1 pseudogene is annotated in these 551 nt (G+C 71.1%); it reads right to left on the reverse strand.

Annotated features, from left to right (window positions below):
- Positions 1-223 precede the first annotated feature (223 nt).
- Positions 224-551: pseudogene (locus IH13_RS0127160) on the reverse strand (cytochrome ubiquinol oxidase subunit I); the annotation flags it as partial.

Below are 551 nucleotides of genomic sequence, written 5' to 3' on the forward strand. Positions count from 1 at the left end.
GTCCCCCAGCCGGTCAGTACGGCACCGGCCGCCGCCCGCCGGGAGCGCGGGCGGTCCTGGCCCGCCCGCAGATCGACGCAGGCGGGCAGGTACCAGACGTTGCCCGCCAGACAGAGGGCGGTGGCTCCCAGTGCCAGAACACCGTGGGACATCGGACGGCACTCTCCTCAAGACGGCCGCGCGGGGACGAGGGGAAGGGGAAACGGGGGGAAGGGGGCGGGGGTCAGTGTCGGGCGGGTTCGAGCTCCGCCTGGTCGAGTGCGGCGATCTCCGGATGGTGCAGGTCGAACGCCGGGGACTCGCTGCGGATGCGGGGCAGCGAGGTGAAGTTGTGCCGGGGCGGGGGGCACGACGTGGCCCACTCCAGCGAACGGCCGTACCCCCAGGGGTCGTCGACGTCCACCTTCCTGCCGTACTGGGAGGTCTTCCAGACGTTGTAGAAGAAGGGCAGGAACGACAGGCCCAGCAGGAACGAGCCGATGGTGGACACGGTGTTGAGCGCCGTGAAGCCGTCGGCGGCGAGGTAGTCGGCGTAACGGCGGGGCATGCCT

Origin of the sequence: Streptomyces sp. NRRL WC-3549 (genome assembly GCF_000721935.1) — a bacterium.
GTDB lineage: Bacteria > Actinomycetota > Actinomycetes > Streptomycetales > Streptomycetaceae > Streptomyces.